The organism is Fredinandcohnia quinoae (assembly GCF_022427965.1).
Lineage (GTDB): Bacteria > Bacillota > Bacilli > Bacillales > Bacillaceae_L > Ferdinandcohnia > Ferdinandcohnia quinoae.
This window is the reverse complement of sequence record NZ_JAKTTI010000013.1, coordinates 58,125-76,252: the sequence shown is the minus strand read 5'-3', so window position 1 is coordinate 76,252 and position 18,128 is coordinate 58,125. Positions and strand designations below refer to the sequence as shown.

Annotated in this window: 15 protein-coding genes, 1 other RNA gene and 1 pseudogene; 16 read left to right on the top strand and 1 reads right to left on the bottom strand. The window is 36.8% G+C overall.

The genetic code is table 11. The features are described from left to right. Nucleotides 1-73 precede the first annotated feature (73 nt). From nadB to nadA, 3 genes are read left to right on the top strand one after another with little or no spacing between them, the layout of a single operon-like run. Entirely contained in the window at nt 74-1,630 is a 1,557-nt protein-coding gene (gene nadB, locus MJG50_RS10245) for an L-aspartate oxidase (protein WP_240255421.1), read from the top strand. A 20-nt stretch (nt 1,631-1,650) separates the two neighbouring features. Then, nucleotides 1,651-2,478 (top strand): carboxylating nicotinate-nucleotide diphosphorylase, encoded by an 828-nt coding sequence (nadC, locus tag MJG50_RS10240; RefSeq protein WP_240255419.1) that lies wholly within the window; start codon nt 1,651-1,653, stop codon nt 2,476-2,478. A gap of 13 nt (nt 2,479-2,491) precedes the next feature. Then, nucleotides 2,492-3,604, top strand: a complete 1,113-nt coding sequence (gene nadA / locus MJG50_RS10235) for a quinolinate synthase NadA (RefSeq protein ID WP_431307271.1) — start codon at nt 2,492-2,494, stop codon at nt 3,602-3,604. Between the two features lie 51 nt (nt 3,605-3,655). On the opposite strand, the gene ilvD is transcribed toward nadA, so the two are convergent. Further along, nucleotides 3,656-5,332 carry a dihydroxy-acid dehydratase gene (ilvD, locus tag MJG50_RS10230; RefSeq protein WP_240255417.1) on the bottom strand — a complete coding sequence of 559 codons (1,677 nt, stop codon included), beginning with the start codon at nt 5,330-5,332 and terminating at the stop codon, nt 3,656-3,658. A 243-nt stretch (nt 5,333-5,575) separates the two neighbouring features. On the opposite strand from ilvD, the gene MJG50_RS10225 reads away from it, so the two are divergent. From MJG50_RS10225 to MJG50_RS10170, 13 genes and pseudogenes are all read left to right on the top strand, one after another. Beyond that, a complete protein-coding gene (locus MJG50_RS10225) occupies nt 5,576-6,589 on the top strand; it encodes a DUF1646 family protein (RefSeq protein WP_240255415.1) in 1,014 nt (337 codons plus the stop codon). 81 nt (nt 6,590-6,670) lie between these two features. Then, nucleotides 6,671-6,757, top strand: a pseudogene (locus tag MJG50_RS22320) (Parvovirus coat protein VP1-like protein); the annotation flags it as partial. A gap of 25 nt (nt 6,758-6,782) precedes the next feature. Next, entirely contained in the window at nt 6,783-6,941 is a 159-nt protein-coding gene (locus tag MJG50_RS22315) for a hypothetical protein (RefSeq protein WP_345893230.1), read from the top strand. Between the two features lie 385 nt (nt 6,942-7,326). Continuing rightward, a complete protein-coding gene (locus MJG50_RS10215) occupies nt 7,327-8,235 on the top strand; it encodes a TIGR01777 family oxidoreductase (RefSeq protein WP_240255411.1) in 909 nt (302 codons plus the stop codon). A 256-nt stretch (nt 8,236-8,491) separates the two neighbouring features. Next, entirely contained in the window at nt 8,492-8,983 is a 492-nt protein-coding gene (locus tag MJG50_RS10210) for an NUDIX hydrolase (RefSeq protein WP_240255409.1), read from the top strand. A 570-nt stretch (nt 8,984-9,553) separates the two neighbouring features. After that, a complete protein-coding gene (locus MJG50_RS10205; protein WP_240255407.1) occupies nt 9,554-12,754 on the top strand; it encodes a DEAD/DEAH box helicase in 3,201 nt (1,066 codons plus the stop codon). A 75-nt stretch (nt 12,755-12,829) separates the two neighbouring features. Next, nucleotides 12,830-13,900 (top strand): permease, encoded by a 1,071-nt coding sequence (locus MJG50_RS10200; protein WP_240255405.1) that lies wholly within the window; start codon nt 12,830-12,832, stop codon nt 13,898-13,900. 35 nt (nt 13,901-13,935) lie between these two features. Further along, nucleotides 13,936-14,322, top strand: coding sequence for a hypothetical protein (locus MJG50_RS10195; protein WP_240255403.1), 387 nt, complete (start codon nt 13,936-13,938; stop codon nt 14,320-14,322). Next, nucleotides 14,312-14,791, top strand: coding sequence for an endolytic transglycosylase MltG (locus MJG50_RS10190; protein ID WP_240255401.1), 480 nt, complete (start codon nt 14,312-14,314; stop codon nt 14,789-14,791). The genes MJG50_RS10195 and MJG50_RS10190 overlap by 11 nt, the downstream gene beginning before the upstream one ends. A gap of 53 nt (nt 14,792-14,844) precedes the next feature. After that, nucleotides 14,845-15,038: non-coding RNA, 6S RNA (gene ssrS, locus MJG50_RS10185), on the top strand. A gap of 151 nt (nt 15,039-15,189) precedes the next feature. Beyond that, nucleotides 15,190-16,122, top strand: a complete 933-nt coding sequence (locus tag MJG50_RS10180; protein WP_240255399.1) for a PP2C family protein-serine/threonine phosphatase — start codon at nt 15,190-15,192, stop codon at nt 16,120-16,122. Between the two features lie 22 nt (nt 16,123-16,144). After that, complete coding sequence (locus tag MJG50_RS10175; protein ID WP_275695572.1) at nt 16,145-17,395, top strand: trypsin-like peptidase domain-containing protein; 1,251 nt, start codon at nt 16,145-16,147, stop codon at nt 17,393-17,395. Nucleotides 17,396-17,397: 2 nt separating this feature from the next. Next, nucleotides 17,398-18,126, top strand: coding sequence for a PP2C family protein-serine/threonine phosphatase (locus tag MJG50_RS10170; protein WP_240255397.1), 729 nt, complete (start codon nt 17,398-17,400; stop codon nt 18,124-18,126). The last annotated feature ends 2 nt before the right edge of the window (nt 18,127-18,128 follow it).

Sequence of the window (18,128 nt, the reverse complement as noted above, 5' to 3'; positions counted from 1 at the left end):
GTGTAAATATAGGTGTCAAGACAGTTGTAAAAACATCAGTGAAATGAGTATATTTTTCAAGGGGGCTCATTATATGCCTAGCTTCGATGTTGTTATTATCGGAAGTGGGATTGCTGCATTAACTGCTGCTTATCAGTTAAGTGCGGATTTAAATGTGATTATTCTCACAAAGTCAAAGAAAACAAATAGTAATTCAAACTTAGCTCAGGGTGGGATTGCCTCTGCAATTGGAAAAGATGATTCTTGGCAAACACATTTAACCGATACTTTAGTAGCGGGATGTCACCATAACCGTGAAGATTCAACTAAACTATTAGTTCAAACAGGACCTAGTTATCTAGAAGAACTCATAAAAGAGGGCATGGTATTTGATCTTGATATACAAAAAAACCTCCAGTTAGGTAAAGAAGGAGCGCACTCAACTCGAAGGATTGTTCATGCTGGTGGCGATTCAACTGGGAGAGAGTTAATCCTACATATGCTTGATCGTGTAAAAAATAGAGTACAAATCATTGAGGATGAAATGGCGATCGATTTAATTATTGATAACCAATCATGTATTGGTGTAGAAACGAAGACATTTCACGATACAACTAACCAATATTATGGAACCCATATCATCCTTGCTACAGGAGGATGTGGTGGACTCTATTCATTTACATCAAATGATGAATCCATTACAGGGGATGGCCTTGCAATGGCTTATCGTGCAGGTGCACAGTTAGCCGATCTTGAATTTATTCAATTTCATCCAACCTTATTACATGTTAATAGCAAAGGCTGCGGCCTTATTTCAGAGGCAGTGAGAGGGGAAGGGGCAATCCTTGTTAGTGAAGATGGAAGAAAATTAATGAAGGCCGTACATCCACAAGAAGATCTTGCTCCAAGAGATGTTGTCGCAAGAGTTTTGCATCAAGAAATGCTTTCAGGGAATAAAGTATATCTTGATATTTCTATGATTTCTAATTTCGAGGTTCATTTTCCTACGATAACTAATTTATGTGAATCAAAAGGGATTCAAATTAATAAAGGGTTGATACCTGTTATTCCAGGTGCACATTTTTCAATGGGCGGGGTATTAACCGATCATAGAGGGAGAACCTCGATTGAGGGGCTTTATGCTGTTGGAGAAGTCGCGTGCACAGGTGTTCATGGCGCAAATCGCTTAGCTAGCAATTCCTTATTAGAGGGTATCGTATTTGGTAACCTGGTAGCCGATGACATTTTAAATCGCAAAAAAATGATTATCCCAAATAGAACTCATGCTCAAACAAGAAATCAATATGATCATCCGACATTCATTCTCCCTACAAAAACAGAAATTCAACAAATGATGACGGAGAATGTCGGAATTGTACGAAGCAAGGAACACTTAAAAATAGCGATTGAATGGTTTGAAACATATAAACAACAATTTGACGAAGCCTCTTTGTCATCCTTAACAAAAGATCAATTAATCAGTGTGAACATGATAACCGTCGGCTGGTTAATTGCGACATCAGCATTGCAAAGAAGAGAAAGTCGAGGGGGACATTTCCGTGAAGATTACCCTAAGGAAGATAATCTTCATTGGTACAAAAAAGAGGTCATTCGAACGAATCAACGTGAAAAAATGATGAGTTTACAATAATGGGAGGAGAAATTGGATAAATGAATGATGTGAAATTATCTAAATTATTAAGGCAGTTTTTTATCGAGGATATTGGGGAAAGAGATATAACAAGTGAAAGTATTTTTCCAGCAGAAATACGTGGAAAAGCAGAATTTGTTACGAAAGAAGATGGGATTATAGCTGGTATCGATATGATTCGAGCTGCTTATGCAATCCTCGACCTGACTATTGAAGTAACCGTTCGAAAAAAAGATGGAGAAGCAACCAATAAGGGTGAGATTATCGCTACTGTTGAAGGTCCAATGGCAATACTACTAACTGGGGAAAGAGTTATTTTAAATCTCTTACAACGCATGAGTGGCATTGCTACTGCAACGAATCAAGCTGTACTAGCACTTAATAGTACTCATACGAGGATATGCGATACGAGGAAAACCTCACCAGGATTAAGGATGTTTGAAAAGTATGCGGTTACTTGTGGTGGTGGTTTTAACCATCGGATCGGACTATATGATGGTGTCATGATTAAGGATAACCACATTGCTTTTTGTGGATCAATCACAAAAGCAGTAACAAAAGTTCGTGAAAAAATAGGGCAAATGGTAAAAATTGAAGTCGAAACTGAAACGAGAGAACAGGTAGTTGAAGCGGTGGATGCAGGTGCAGATATAATCATGTTCGATAATCGAACACCTGCCGAAATTAAAGACTTTATTACCCTTGTCCCAAAACATATAGTGACAGAAGCGTCTGGTGGAATAACGATGAACGATTTACATGAGTATGGTGATACGGGTGTTGATTATATTTCTTTAGGTTTTTTAACACATTCTGTAAAAGCTTTAGATATTAGTTTAAGAGTATAGGAGTGAGGACACAGTGAATATTTTAGAATTGATGAAGAAGGATACAAATCATCTTATGATTCCTGATCATTATAAAACAATGAGTATTGAAGTAATGGAAGAGAAAGTACTTGAAATAAAAGCGAAGCTAGGTAAAAAGCTCTTTATTCTTGGGCATCATTATCAAAAAGATGAGGTAATCAAATTTGCAGATGCCACTGGAGATTCCTTAAAGCTAGCACAAATTTCAGCACAAAATAAAGATGCTGAATCCATCGTATTTTGCGGGGTACATTTTATGGCGGAGACTGCTGATATTTTATCAAATGATGATCAAGTTGTTTTATTGCCTGATATGCGTGCTGGCTGTTCAATGGCAGACATGGCTGATATGAATCAAACAGAAAGATGCTGGAATGTACTACAAGAAGTATTTGGAGATACTGTTCTTCCACTAACATATGTGAACTCAACTGCAGCAATAAAAGCATTTGTCGGCAGGAATGGTGGGGCAACTGTTACCTCTTCAAATGCAAAAAAAATGCTAGAATGGGCATTTACTCAAAAAGAAAGAATTTTATTTTTGCCTGATCAGCATCTAGGAAGAAACACTGCTTTCGACCTTGGAATTCCATTAGAACAAATGGCCGTCTGGGATCCAATCAACCATTGCTTTGAATTTGAAGGGGATATTCGAGAGGTTAAGATTATTTTATGGAAAGGGCATTGTTCTGTACATGAAAATTTCACTGTTGAAAACATTCGTCATTTACGTGAAACAAAGCCTGATATGAATATTATTGTCCATCCGGAGTGTCCGTTTGAAACCGTTGAAGCATCTGACTTTGCTGGTTCAACAAGTTATATCATTCATAAGATTGAACATGCTCCTGCCGGTAGTCAGTGGGCAATTGGGACTGAGATGAATTTAGTACAAAGAATTATACATCAACATCAAGATAAAGAAATTGTTTCACTTAATCCACATTTATGTCCATGTATGACAATGAATCGAATTGATCTTCCACATTTATTATGGTCATTGGAAATGATTGAAAAAGGAGAGACTGCTCAGCAAATAAAAGTACCAACTGACATTGCCAATGATGCAACACTAGCATTAAATAGAATGCTGGAAAGAGCTTAAAAATATAGACCTGAAACTCACATTCTATGAGAATCAGGTCTTTTACATTCTTTAAATTTTCATGACTCCTCCAGTGCTCGCAGAGGTCACTAGTTTAGAATATCGTGCAAGATAGCCAGTTTTCACTTTTGGTTCAAAGCCTTTCCAGTTTTCTTTCCGTTTTTCCCATTCTTCCTCAGATACTTGAACATCCATTGTCCGTTTTTCAATATCGATTACGATATGATCTCCATTTTCAACGAAGGCAAGTGGTCCACCCTCAGCAGCTTCAGGTGAAGCATGACCGATTGAAAGTCCACGAGAAGCACCTGAGAATCGACCATCTGTAACGAGAGCTACCTTCGGACCGAGTCCCATCCCAACGATTTGAGAGGTAGGAGCAAGCATTTCAGGCATTCCTGGCCCACCCTTAGGACCTTCATAGCGAATGATAACGACATGTCCCGCTTGTACTTTACGACTAGAGATTCCTTCTAATGCTTCTTCTTGAGATTCAAAAACAATTGCAGGTCCTTCATGTCGTGTAATTCCATCCTGGACACCACCGGTTTTAATAATTGCACCATCAGGAGCTAAGTTACCAAATAATACAGCAAGGCCACCTTTAACGGAATATGGGTTATCAATTGAATGTATGACATCATAATTGTTCACATCATATCCTGAAATCGTTTCACCAAGCGTTTTCCCTGTTACCGTTAACGTATCAAGATGGAGTGCACCTTCTTTTTTCGCAAGCTCATTAAGCACAGCGGATACACCACCTGCTTCATGTAAATCCTCGATATGATGATCTGAAGCTGGAGCTAATTTCGAAAGCTGTGGTACACGTTCTGCAACCTGGTTAATTCTTTCAAGTGGATAATCAATACCCGCTTCATGTGCAAGAGCAAGTGTATGTAGAACGGTATTAGTCGAGCCACCGAGTGCCATATCAAGTGCAAATGCATTATCAATTGCCTTTTCCGTAACAATGTCTCGTGGTTTAATATCATGTTCAATTAAATACATCAATTGTTTTGCAGACTCTTTAACAAATTCTCTACGTTCTGGAGCAACCGCTAAAATGGTACCATTACCAGGTAATGCAAGACCTAGCGCTTCACAGAGACAATTCATCGAATTTGCTGTGAACATACCTGAGCATGATCCACAAGTAGGGCAACCAAATTGTTCTAATTCTTGCAAACCTTTTTCATCAATTTTACCAGATTGATAGGCACCAACACCTTCGAAAACAGATGATAATGAGATTTTACGGCCATCACTCGTAACCCCAGCCTTCATTGGGCCACCACTAACAAAGATAGTTGGAATATTAAGTCGCATCGCTGCCATCATCATTCCTGGAGTGATTTTGTCACAGTTAGGAATACATACCATTCCGTCAAACCAGTGTGCGGCTACAACAGTTTCAACCGAGTCAGCAATGATTTCACGACTTGGTAGAGAATATCTCATACCAATATGTCCCATTGCAATCCCATCATCAACACCAATTGTATTCATTTCGAACGGAACTCCGCCTGCTTCGCGGATAGCATCTTTTACAATTTTCCCAAACTCCTGTAAATGAACATGTCCTGGTACAATATCAATATATGAATTTACAACTGCAATAAATGGTTTATTAAAATCTTCATCTTTAACACCAGCAGCCCGTAGTAGACTTCGATGCGGTGCGCGGTCAAATCCTTTTTTAATCATATTACTTCGTAATTCAGTCAAGCTTTTTCCCTCCAGTTTGTTATTTCAATATGTTTGAAAAATTTAAATTATTACTCATTTTAACACTTTCTCTAATATTATCAATGAAAAAGTCTTTACTATTTTAAATTTTCGCAAAGTAATTACATATTCGTATCGTTTTATAAATATTATTAGATAATATAGAATTGAATTGTAAAGTATTTCCGAAAAGTTCTATAATCGTGCTATTAACAAAAATTTAAAGAATAGGGATTTGAAAATATGATAGGTTTAATCATTATTTTAATTTTGGTATTGTTTTTACCTTTTTCAGTGAAAAAAGTTGAGCATAATTTAGAAATTTTCTTATTTCTAATGGGGATAGCTGCTGCTTTAATTAGTGGCTTAATGGATGCGCATTTAATTAAAAAGGCGTTAATTGACCCGGTCAATATTACACTTGCTGTATTGATTGCAGGACTCCTTTGCAAATGGCTGCAAGTTCCACTTGAAAAATCAATTCTATCAATGAGTAGGGCATTGTCACCAAGGTTCTTTTTCGCATTGACAGTCATTTTTTTAGGACTAGTTTCCAGCATTATAACGGCTATAATTGCTGCCATCATCCTTGTTATCATCATCAATGTGCTACCACTTGATAGAACATCTGAAATTCGCTTTACAGTTTTAGCCTGCTTCTCAATTGGACTTGGTGCTGCATTAACACCGATTGGTGAACCATTATCTACGATAACAATTAGTAAATTAAATGAAGACTTCTTCTATTTACTAAAGACAATCGGTCCTGAGGTAATACCCGCAGTCATTATCTTTGGCCTATTAACAATGTTTTTAGTTAAACCACATGAAAGCAGTAAAGGTTTAGGAGCGGAGCAAAAAGCAGAAAGCTATACGGAAATACTCATCCGCTCCTTAAAAATTTATTTATTTGTTATGGGTCTAACGTTCCTAGGACACGGGTTTGAGCCTTTAATTAATGAGTATATTCTTGGTCTCCAACCTAGCATCTTATATTGGATTAATATGATTTCTGCCATTTTGGATAATGCGACACTTGCTGCCGCAGAAATTAGTCCCGCAATGGACCAAGAAACAATTCGGGCAATTTTACTAGGTCTCCTTATAAGTGGCGGAATGCTTGTTCCAGGAAATATCCCAAATATTATTGCAGCCGGTAAATTAAATATTACAAGTAAAGAATGGGCCCGCTTTGGTCTCCCAGTCGGATTACTTACAATGGCAATTTACTTTATTGTTTTATTTATGTTCTATTAAGTTGATATTTGCCCTTCCTTCATAAATACTCTCTACATAGTTTATAAGTAGAAGGAATAGCGAGAAGGGAGGGTTTTATCTATGAGAAAGATCAGAAGACTAGGCTTGTGTGTTCCTGGATATAGATGGTGTGGACCTGGTTGTAGCGGTCCGGGGGCTCCTTTGAATGCTGTAGATGCTTGTTGCAAATCTCATGACGACTGTTATCGAAGATTTGGATCCTCAGCAAGATGTGACCAACTATTTCTTAATTGTCTTCGTAATCAAATTAATCCTCACACAAAGCAAGGACGAGATGCTGCTTTTTTCTACAAAGTTATTAAATTTCGAAATCAATTTCGGTAATCGTTAGTTCGATTATTATAAGTGAGTTGCGAACAGCAACTCTTTTTTAATTTGGCTCTTTTCTAAAGGATTGTTGCTATCTGCACCTAGGGTGATTTCCGCTTCTGGCACTCGCTTTCCGCGGGCGATCCGCAAGCCTCCTCGCTTCTTCGCTGTGGGGTCTCGCTTGGCTCGCTTTTCCCGCTGGAGTCTCGTGCCATACGCTCCAATCACTAGATATCAACATAGTTTATGCTCTTTAACATAGTTGGAAAATACTATAGTAAAGCAACAAAGTTTGCGAAAACATCCTCTAATTACGATTATTTATTTCATGGTTTCATTATTCATTAAATTTCGATACAATTAATGTGAATCATTTCACAAAAATATTAAGAAATGAGTTGATCATGTTGAAGCGAAAAATTGTAATTGCTGGGGGAACAGGTTTTATCGGCACATACTTTGCGAAAAAATATCATGATATGGGATATGATGTGAAAATCATTTCCCGAAAACAAGAGCATATTACATGGGATCAACATCAAGAAATCATCGGAGCTTTGGAAGATTCAGAGGTATTAATAAATCTAGCTGGGAAATCAGTCAATTGCCGCTACAATACAAAAAATAAAGAGGAAATCCTGACGTCAAGATTGGAAACGACACAAACACTTGGTGATGCACTCTTACAGTGTAAAAATCCACCTTCGATATGGTTTAACTCCAGTACCGCTACAATCTATCGGCACGCAGAGGACCGACCAATGACTGAAGAAAATGGTGAAATTGGGGATGGGTTCTCAGTAGATGTTGCGAAGGAATGGGAAAGAAGCTTTTTTTCATATCAATTACCGAATACTAGACAAGTAGCTTTGAGAATTGCAATTGTGCTTGGTGAAGAAGGGGGAGTCATGACTCCTTACAAAAACCTAGTAAAATTCGGGCTGGGTGGTGTACAAGGTTCTGGAAATCAGAAATTCAGCTGGATTCATATTGAAGATTTATTCAATATCACCCAGTTCATTAATGACAATAAAGAATTAAATGGAGTTTTTAATTGTTCATCTCCATATCCAATCACGAATCGAGAATTAATGAATCAACTTAGAACTTCATTAAATAGAAAGCTAGGTTTACCATCTCCAAAATGGATGCTCGAAATGGGTGCAGTCTTTATTGGAACAGAAACCGAATTAATTTTAAAAAGCCGCTGGGTCATTCCTGAAAAATTAGAAAAGGCCGGATATTCATTTACCTACCAAAAGATAGACGATGCACTTCAACAAATAGTAAGGAATCGATTGCTTCATCGCGACTAAGATAATGAAATATTTTCAAATAGCATTCAAATCGAGATGCTATTTTTCTTTTATTCTGCAATGTTTTTACTCATGATATAAAGGAAATTGTCATTTTGTGTTAAAATTAATATAGATAATTGTGAATATTTGTTTTTCCAACTAATGAAATGGATATTATATCGAGCAAAAAGGGGAAGAGGTTACTTACAGAAGGATTTTAACAGAATATGAATTTATGAATCTGAAGGAGAGAACAAATTTGAGACTTAGGCAAATGGCGGTCGCATTTCTTCTAAATGAGGAACGAGAAGTGTTATTTCTTCAAAAAAGAGAAACAGACTCTTTCTTCGCAGGTTTCTTAGTTCCAATAGGTGGACATATCGAAAGTAGTGAAATAAATGAACCTCAAAATGCCTGCTTTAGAGAAATAGAGGAAGAAACGGGCTTAAAGAGTAATGACATTAAAAATCTAACACTTAGATATATTATTCATAGGAACAAAGAAAATCAAGAAATACGAATTCAATACGTATTCTTTGGGAATGTATCAAAAAATACTACCTTAATTGAAAGTAAGGAAGGTTCTTTACACTGGGTAAGTTTTAAAGATATACCGAGCCGAAATGTCTCCGCTACAACCAATGAGATCGTTAACCATTTTAATGAGATAGGGGAATCTACTAGGAATGTATATGTAGGTGCCATGAGCTGTTTCAATGGAGGCCCTGCTATAAACTGGGGACATTTAGAGGATTGGGAGATGTAATGGTCAACCCGTAGAACATAAATTCCTACCAAACAAGGCTTCGATTACTTGGGTGGATTTCCCACAAACAAATGATAGTGATTAAACATTTTCAAGAAAATAATACCTTCTATTTCTGTGTTGATTGAAGCAGAAGGCGGCGACTTCTCGAAAATGTTATCTATTTGGCGTACATATTTTTAATTTACGGAGAGCACCTGTTGCTTGGAGAGCAGGCGCTCGACTCCTGCGGGAATAGCATGAGCCTTGAGACCCCACAGGGAGCACGCTTTTCGCTCCCGAGGAGGCTCAAGCCATGCCCGCGGAAAGCGAGCTCCGGAACGGAAAGCAACACACTATTGACAGTATTAAAATCTTTAATTCATTCGCAATAGAAAAATATTTTGATACAGCTTGAAGTGGAAATCAACAACAATAATATAACAAACTCAACTTTAATAGGAGCTTTTTTATGCTCTGGACCTTTCATTGAACCACAAATTATCATTATTGAAATTACTCAATTACTTGTGAACATCCACACATTAAAGGATAATATATGGCATAGTAAAATCTCTGGGAGGAGAGCATTTGAATATAAAAGTAAATCATAAAATCATTCAAGACATGTGTGGAACTGTCTCCTTCAAAAGGGGAGATGCTTTTTATCGAGCAAACAAAGTGAGCTTTGAAACATATAGTCCCGATTTTTGTGAAGCAACCGTTTCAGGGACTGAGGACTTTACCGTTACGATTGAAGTAGACCCCACAGGTGACTTCCACTCAACTTGTAGTTGTCCAAAGCTTGTTTCATTTCAGAAGGATTGTCAACATATTGCGGCAGTACTTCTTTCTATATATGAACATCAAAAGCAAGGTATAGTACCATCAGCCCGTAAAGATTCCTCTAATCTTTCGGAGAGCTTGCTGACCTTATTCAATCAGAAACCATTTCGGTCAAGCAAACATCAGCTCCATTTTGAAAAAAGAAAAGTACTTGAAGTTTTATTCACATGTAAGCCTGTATTTTTATCAACTGGACAGTATATGTTCGGAATAGAAATGCAGATTGAATCAATAAATATCCTACAAATCCGTGAGTTCTTAAAAAATATCCAATTCGGAAATGCTAGTAAACTCTCTATCAAATTCACGTATGATCCAAGTCAGCATTGCTTCCTAAGTGAAACAGATGCTGTGATTCAGCAACTTATCCAAGTGGTTCGCGATGAAAAAATATTTGTTGATTCGTTTTTAAAGGAATCTGAAGAAACAATCCAAGATGATACACTACTTATACCACCCTCATCTTGGGAAAGGTTATTGCCATTTCTAATCGATGCACCGAATGTAAAATTGATATATGACGGAATAGAATTTGAAGGAGTTCGCCTATCAGACCATTTGCTTCCGATACAATTTAAGTTTGAAGAAGATAATAATAACGGATTTTTACTCAAGATAAAAGGGATGACATCTTTACTTATTTTAGATTCTTATCATTATGTATTGTCTAGTGGCAAGTTAATCAAATTAAAGGCAGAAGATTGCAATCGTCTATTGGATTTAAAAAAGATGCTTGAAAATACAGGAACAAATGAAATCCACATTTCAAAGGAACAGCTCAATACTTACATAGAAAAGGTTGTTCCAGGATTAAAAAGATTAGGTACGGTCATACTTTCAAATGCCATTTCGAAACAATATGAACAGACCCCTTTACAGGCAAAGCTTTTCCTTGATCGGGTAAATAATCGCCTTTTGGCAGGACTTGAGTTCCATTATGAAAACATTGTAATTAATCCTTTAGAACCAGAAGAATTCCAAGCAGTCTCCACACTCATTAGAAATGAAGAGAAAGAGGAGGACATTCTCACACTAATGGATGAAGGCCTTTTTACAAAGACTGATGGGGGCTACTTTTTGCATAACGAGCAATTGGAGTATGAGTTTTTATACAATATCGTTCCGAAACTGCATCAACATGTACAAGTATATGCAACTACTGCAGTTCGAAATCGGATTTTCAGGAAAAATTCCTTTCCAAAAATAAGAGTAAAAGTGAAAAAAGAACGAACAAATTGGCTGGAATTTAAATTTGAAATGGATGGAATACCTGAGAAGCAAATTCGAGAGGTTCTTCAAGCTTTGGAGGAAAAGCGCAAGTATTACCGTCTACGGAATGGTTCATTATTGTCACTTGAAACAAAGGAGTTCGAAGAAATTAGCAGATTTCTTCAGGAATTGCCAGAGCAAGAAGTCGATTTGGAAAAAGGGTTGAATGTACCCATTGTCAAAGGTATTAAGTTACTTCATACTACTGATGGAGATCAAATATTCACATTTGAGGACTCGTTTCGACAATTTATAGACAGTATTCACAATCCAGACCGTCTACAATTTGATGTACCAAAAAGCTTAGAATCGATATTGCGTAACTATCAAAAACATGGCTTTAGTTGGATGAAGACCCTTGCAAGTTATGGGTTTGGAGGAATTCTTGCCGATGATATGGGATTAGGAAAAACACTACAAAGTATTGCTTTCATTGTATCTGAATTAGATAGAATACGTGAAAGTAACCATCCAGTGTTAATTGTTTGCCCATCATCGTTAACATATAACTGGCTGAATGAGCTAATGAAATTTGCACCTAATGTACAAGCAATTGTCATTGATGGTAATAAAATAGAACGAAGTAAGATTCAAAATGACGTAACAGGTGTAGATGTTTTTATAACCTCCTATCCATTATTACGAAGGGACTTAAAGTGGTATGAACAACAAGATTTCCACACTGTATTTTTTGATGAAGCACAAAACTTTAAGAATCCAATTACGAAAACATCCCGTGCAGTAAAACGAATTCAGGCAAATTATCGCTTTGCTCTTACCGGAACACCAGTTGAGAATTCATCTGAAGAGCTTTGGTCGATTTTCCATGTTGTTTTCCCTGAACTTTTCGGTGGCTTAAAAGATTTTAGTCATCTTACGAGGAAAACGATAGCAAGACGAATTCAACCTTTTTTACTGCGGAGATTAAAAAAGGATGTTCTCCATGAGCTTCCTGAAAAAATTGAATCAATTGATTCTGTGGAGTTACTACCAGATCAGAAAAAATTGTATGGTGCATATTTAGCTAAATTAAAACATGACACCTTAAAGCATTTAGATAAGGAAACTTTTCGAAAAAATCGCATTCGTATTCTTGCTGGCTTAACAAGGCTACGCCAAATTTGTTGTCATCCAGGATTATTCGTCGATGGTTATAAAGGTAGTTCTGGTAAATTTGAGCAATTAATGCAAATTATTGAGGAAGCAAAGCTCTCTGGTAGGAGAATCTTGATATTTTCACAATTCACAAAAATGCTAGCTCTTATAGGAAGAGAATTATCGAAACAAGGGGACAAATTCTTTTACTTAGATGGACAAACTCCCTCTGACGAACGTATCGAAATTTGTGAACGATTTAACGAAGGTGAACGTGATTTATTCTTAATTTCCCTGAAAGCAGGGGGAACTGGTTTAAATTTAACAGGAGCCGATACTGTCATTTTATATGATATTTGGTGGAATCCAGCGGTAGAGGAACAGGCTGCTGACCGTGCCTATCGAATTGGACAAACAAAAGAAGTTCAGGTTATCAAACTTATCGCACGAGGAACAATCGAAGAAAAAATAAATGAATTACAAGATAAGAAACGACAATTAATTGAAGAGATTATTGATTCCGAAGACAATATTCAAACAACATTAACTGAAGATGATATCCGAGAGATATTGATGATCTAGCCTCTTTAGGCCCCTAGGAATTTGACAGACCATGATATAATTATTTTGATATAGTTTTTGGGGGTTTGTAAACGAATGGCTCAGATCAATAATACACTATCTACTAATCATCAGTCTCATTCAAGGAAGACTGTTTTTTATGTCGTTATTTTTTTATTAATTGTGATAGCAGGATTATCATATATCAAATGGTTTCCATATTACGATAAAGCTATCCTAGCTTCAACAACACATTCAATTGGAGCCTCGATATTAGGAGACAAAGCAGATCTACCTTCAGCTTCATGGGATAGTGCTTGGTCCTATGCTCTTACTTATTTTAAATCCGTATGGAAAGCAGCTATTTTAGGTATTTTACTTGGTTCTTTATTACAAGTCTTACTACCAACTAATTGGCTATTGAAGATGTTAGGAAAAAAATCATTTGGAAGCACAGCGATCGGAGGAATATCGTCACTTCCAGGCATGATGTGTACATGCTGTGCCGCACCAATGGCAGTAGGCTTACGGAAGAAAAATGTTTCTGTCGGTGCAAGCTTAGCATTTTGGTTAGGTAATCCAACACTTAATCCCGCTACATTAATTTTTATGACGTTTGTCCTATCATGGAAGTTCACACTTCTTCGTCTAGTTTTTGGCATTATCTTAACTTTTGGGATAAGTTATCTAGCAAATCGATTTGCCCCTAAAACGAACACAATTGATATTGATCATATGTTAGATACTGAAAAAGAAAATGCAGACTCCTTCCTTATAAAATGGATGAATAGCTTAGGAAGCATGCTTTTATATATTGTCCCTGCTTATTTACTTTCCGTCTTACTAATGGGAGCAGTTCGTGTTTGGTTATTCCCACATGTAAGTGATGCTGCAGCAAATAGCATCTTTACAGTCATTCTGTTTGCAATTGCAGGAATGTTATTTGTCATCCCAACTGCTGCTGAGATACCAATTATTCAAACATTCATGTCATTTGGTCTTGGTGGAGGACCTGCAGCAGCATTATTACTAACATTACCTTCAATTAGTCTTCCATCATTATTGATCGTAGCGAAATCTTATCCTAAAAAAGTATTAATTTTTGTTGCCAGTTCAGTTGTGCTATTAGGTATATTAAGTGGTATTGTAGGAATGTTTATTTTATAACCGGCTAACTTTAACAAACTAAGGAGGAAATAACGATGATGGAATGGGCGTTAGTTATTTTATTTTGTGGAGCAATTTGTTTGCTCATTTTATCGTTTTATAAATCTAAGCAAGCATCAAAATCAGATCAAAGAGCAATTGATTTATTTTCCATTTCAGTTATGGAAGAGATCAATCAGTTACAAAGCCAGCTTCGAAACATCGAAATTGATAATGAAATTCTAGCACATGAAACAAATGTAAAAACAGGAAATACTGATGAAATGCTTTTATTGCGAGATGTTTTAGATTTATATAAGCGTGGATACTCGATAGAGGGAATTGCAGCAGAAAAGCAACAACCTGAGAGTGAAATTGAAAAAATGCTTTCTCCATATATGAAGTCGAAGATTGAAAGGAGAAAGATTGCTAATGAATGTTAAATCGTTAAGAAGCTTTGCTGGTGGGCTCATACTTGCAACTTGTATCTGTGGAGCAGCGTATTTCTTTGGACCGAATGAGAATCCGAAGTCACAAGCTGCAGAAAAACCAACTGTGGAAGAAATGAAAAAAACACTTACTTCTGAGGGCTATGTGATCCATACAGACCAAGAGTGGAAAGATCAGCTTGCTGCTACCAATAAAGCAAATGTGCAAGCAGAAGAACCTAAAAAAGAAGCACAAGAAAAAGTCGTCTATCGCACAATGTTAACTGTAACAGAGGGAATGACTAGTATTGATGTTGGAAAGGCGCTTGCCAAAGCAAATATCATCGAAAATTCTTTAGCTTTCACTAACGAAGTCGAAAAAAAGGGAGTATCTAAGTATTTGCGTCCTGGTACTTATGAAATCCAAAGTGACATGAAGACAGAGGAAGTTATATCTACTCTCTTTAAGAAAGTAAAAAACTAAATATACCAATTAATTACATTTGATTTCAACAATTATTTCATGTAAAATACAACTATAAGCTACGTTGTACGTAATCATAATAAAGTTTAACCTTTGAGCTGTAATAGGGAGTTTAACATCAAAACAGGAATGACAGGCCTTTGTCTAAATGACTTGAAGGACATGCAGGATGGTTTTTGCGAACACCCACTTTGAGGAGTGGTGGTTTAAACTTTCTTACTTGAATTGCGGCAATCGTGGCTTTCTTACTTAATAAAAAATGTAATCCAGTTTCCAATCGGAAACTGGATTTTTTTACTTTCATTTGGAAAAGCAATTTATTCAAAATTGCACATACATATATGATTAAAGCTTTTTTGTGATTTTTAGTCACAATACGTGAAAGGAGTGGGACTCGGTTGTTGTTTCACATACATAATGACATTCCTTGGTGGGGATACCTGCTTATTCTTGTTCTATTCTTTGTTGGAATATATCTAATTCATAATTTTAGTAAAAAGCTAAAAAACATAAGAAATTATGGTATGACGGAAACTTCGGATGATCCAATAACAATTCAAAAAACAATGTCACCCATTATTCCAGGAAACGCACAACATATAGGAGCTAGAACAGAGCAACAGGATGCATTTGGTTTTTCTGACATTGCAGATGAAGCCTTTATAAGCAAGTACGGGGTATTAGCTGTTTTAGCAGATGGAATGGGTGGTCTACAAGGGGGGAAAGAAGCTAGTTACTTAGCAGTTCAGACGTTTTTAGACCAATATCTTAACTCTTCAGAAATTGACTCCATTCCTGAAAAGCTAGAAGCTGCTTTAATCAGAGCAAACGAAACGGTTTTACAATTTGCACGTGAGAATAAGCTTGAAGGTAAGGTAGGAACTACACTCATTGCTTCAGTCATTTTTATGAATCAACTATATTGGTTGTCAGTCGGTGATAGTCGAATCTATTTAAAAAACGGTGAAACTTTAACACAATTAACAAAAGATCATATATATGCTAATGAATTGGATGAAAAAGCTTCAACCGGAGAGATCACTCTCGAAGAGGCACTCAATGATCCACAAAGAGAAAGTTTAACTAGTTTTTTAGGTTTAGAGACTGTCGATGAAATGGATATTACGACTAACCCGATTCGTTTACATAAAGGGGACTCCGTCATTCTATGCAGTGACGGATTATATGGAACGATAACTAATCAAGAAATACTTGATGCACTCCATACTTTGTCTACGCAACTAGCAGCAGAAAAGCTAATAGAAATTGTACGATCAAAACAAAAACCTAATCAAGACAACGCTACCGTAGCCCTGTTAACAATTGAATAAATGATGAAAGAGGCGAATAGATATGATTCATTCAGTTAAGAAGAAAAGGTTCCGTTTTCTTAAGAATACATTTATGATCATTTCTGCTATTATGCTTTGTTTCCTTACATTTCCGGCAAATGCAGAAACAAGGTCAATCGATGAACTTCGTCATAGTGTTGTCCGTATACTTTGCTATGGGTTGGATGGCGGCATGTATACAGGGACTGGATTTGCAATTGGTTTAGAAGAGCCGGTTCGTCATATTGTAACTAACTATCATGTAGTTGAACCAAATCTAGAAGGGGTAACCATTCTACTTTCAAAAGAAGATCAAATTGAAGCTACAGTTGTTGCCTATGATAAGGTCAAAGATCTTGCTGTATTGGAATTATCACAGGATTTATATAAAAGACCACCAATGGAGCTTGGCGAAAGTGATGCTGTAAAAGCAAGCCACGAAGTGTTTGCTCTCGGATTTCCAGGGGATGCTGATCTAATTGATGATACACCGTCTGGTGATCCGGATGATGTTTCAATAACAAGAGGCATTATAAGTAAAATATCAAGTCAAGGTGGGAGAGGAATATTTCAAGTAGATGTAAGTATTAACCCCGGAAACTCAGGTGGGCCATTAGTGAATGAATATGGCCAAGTAATCGGAATCAATACGTTTACAGTTCGTTCCGCTTCTGGAATAAATGGTGCAGTTAAAGTTGATGAGCTTATTCCAATGTTGGAATCACGGGGGATAAAATATTTAAAATCAAGTACCAATCCAGAGAGTAAAAGCACAAATAAAGATAGCAAGTCAAATACACTCTGGTGGATCTTAGGAATCGCAGGTGTTGTGCTATTTATTTTATTAGTCCTCGTTGCCATTTATGTACTAGTCCTCAAGAAAAAAGGAAAGCAAGGACCGCAAGTTTCAAATCAGCTCAATGCTGAAAATTCTTCTGTTATTCACTTTAAACCAGTTTTAAAAGGGGTCTCAGGGTATTTTGCTGGAAAAGTATTTGAATTAGATCAATCTTATTTATCGATTGGACGGGATGCAAAACAATGCCAGCTTGTCTTTCCACTTAATATTGAAGAGATTAGCAGGAAGCATTGTACCCTTCGCTTCGACAAGTATGGTCAAAGCTTCACAATTGAGGATCATTCCTCTAACGGAACATATCTCCAATCAGGAGAACGTATCCCAAAGGGAAAAGCAATTCAACTACGGTCAGGTGATCGTTTTTACTTAAGTTCTAAAGAATATATGTTTGAAATTGATTGGGAGCGTCGGTAAAATTGCGATTCATAACGGCTGAAATATCAGAAAAAGGTGGGAGAAAAGTAAACCAAGATTTTGTATCGTTCAATGTAACTGAACGAGGTGGTTGCTGGGTTCTTGCTGACGGATTAGGTGGTTATCAAGGTGGAGAAATTGCATCAACAACTACAGGGAAGGTAATTTTGGAGGAATACGAACTAAAAGATGATTTGAATTGGATTCACTCTGGGATTGAAAAGGCACAATTGAAACTTCATGAACAGCAAGAAACAATTACTGGAAGAAAATCAATGAAAACTACAATTGTTGTTTTACATTGTGAATATGACCGTGCTTATTGGGCTCATATCGGTGATTCTCGTTTGTATCATTTTAGGGAAGAGAAATTGATTTCACAAACGAAAGACCATAGTGTATGTCAAGCACTTGTTAACGCAGGGGAGATTACAACTGACCAAATTCGTAACCATGAAGACAGGAATCGATTATACCGGGTGTTGGGCTCTGATGGATTAGTTAAGCCGACCATTCAAGACGAGGGTATACAGATATTAGAGGAGGACGCGTTTTTATTATGCTCGGATGGCTTTTGGGAATATGTCTTAGAGAGGGAAATGGAGAGCACCAAAAAAACCTCAGCTTCTCCTCACGAATGGTTAAACAAAATGGAAGAACTTATAAAACAGCGTGTAACTGAAAGTCATGATAATTATAGTGCACTTGCTGTGTTTGCAAGTCAATCATAACT

Coding starts and splice junctions, on each gene's coding strand:
- nadB (WP_240255421.1), top strand. CDS start 74: ATGCCTAGCTTCGATGTTGTTATTATCGGAAGTGGGATTGCTGCATTA.
- nadC (WP_240255419.1), top strand. CDS start 1,651: ATGAATGATGTGAAATTATCTAAATTATTAAGGCAGTTTTTTATCGAG.
- MJG50_RS10225 (WP_240255415.1), top strand. CDS start 5,576: ATGATAGGTTTAATCATTATTTTAATTTTGGTATTGTTTTTACCTTTT.
- MJG50_RS22315 (WP_345893230.1), top strand. CDS start 6,783: ATGACGACTGTTATCGAAGATTTGGATCCTCAGCAAGATGTGACCAAC.
- MJG50_RS10210 (WP_240255409.1), top strand. CDS start 8,492: ATGGCGGTCGCATTTCTTCTAAATGAGGAACGAGAAGTGTTATTTCTT.
- MJG50_RS10200 (WP_240255405.1), top strand. CDS start 12,830: ATGGCTCAGATCAATAATACACTATCTACTAATCATCAGTCTCATTCA.
- MJG50_RS10195 (WP_240255403.1), top strand. CDS start 13,936: ATGATGGAATGGGCGTTAGTTATTTTATTTTGTGGAGCAATTTGTTTG.
- MJG50_RS10190 (WP_240255401.1), top strand. CDS start 14,312: ATGAATGTTAAATCGTTAAGAAGCTTTGCTGGTGGGCTCATACTTGCA.
- MJG50_RS10175 (WP_275695572.1), top strand. CDS start 16,145: ATGATTCATTCAGTTAAGAAGAAAAGGTTCCGTTTTCTTAAGAATACA.